The organism is Mesorhizobium sp. M7A.F.Ca.CA.002.15.2.1, assembly GCF_003998715.1.
Taxonomy (GTDB): Bacteria; Pseudomonadota; Alphaproteobacteria; order Rhizobiales; family Rhizobiaceae; genus Mesorhizobium; species Mesorhizobium ciceri.
Map to the genome: position 1 here is coordinate 1 of NZ_RZPI01001153.1, position 806 is coordinate 806.

Consider the following 806-nt stretch of genomic DNA (forward strand, 5'->3'; position numbering starts at 1 on the left):
ATGCGACAAGGCTCGCCGCCAGCGACGCCGCGTTTGCCGCGGTTTCTTCGGTGACCGCGCTGCTTTGCCTGCTTGCGGCTGTTATCGCCTGGACGACCATTCCCGGTGATCGATTGCCATGGCCGCGAAAGGCCGAAGATACGCCAGGCTGAAGCCGATCAACCGTCGATCTTGGCGCTCGCAACCTTCAGCGAATCGCTGTCTTCCTGCTTCAACAGTTCGTCGATGCGTTCGCGTTCGCGCTTGAAGGCGACGAGGTCATCGCCCTTCAGCACCTTGCCGACCGGCAGGCGGACACGCATCGGATCGACCTTGGTGCCGTTGACGATCAGCTCGTAGTGAAGATGCGGGCCGGTGGCGAGGCCGGTTTGGCCGAGGAAGCCGATGGTCTGGCCCTGGCGGACGTGCACGCCCGGTTCGATGCCTTTGGCAAAGGCGCTCTGGTGATTGTATGAGGTTTCGTAGCCATTGGCGTGGCGGATGATGATCTGCTTGCCGTAACCGCCGGCCCAGCCGACCTTCTCGACCGTGCCGTTGCCGGCGGCGATGATCGGCGTGCCGATGGGTGCTGCCCAGTCGACGCCGGTGTGCATGCGGACATAGCCGAGGATCGGATGCCTGCGGGCGCCGAACCCGGAGCGGAATTTCCCGGCGGGCAGGGGATTGCGCAACAGGAACTGCTCGGCGCTCGAACCGTCCTCATCGAAATAGTCGGTGCCGCCGTCCTGCATCTGGAAGCGGTAGAAGTTGCGGGTCTGGCCGCCGAACGTCGCCGAGACGTAGAGAAGCTCGGAGCTGTCCGAGGT

1 protein-coding gene is annotated in these 806 nt (G+C 64.0%); it reads right to left on the reverse strand.

What is annotated here, in order from left to right:
• Positions 1–158: 158 nt before the first annotated feature.
• On the reverse strand, positions 159–806 hold a 648-nt coding region (locus ENZ74_RS33315; protein WP_164761475.1), incomplete at its 5' end, for a M23 family metallopeptidase.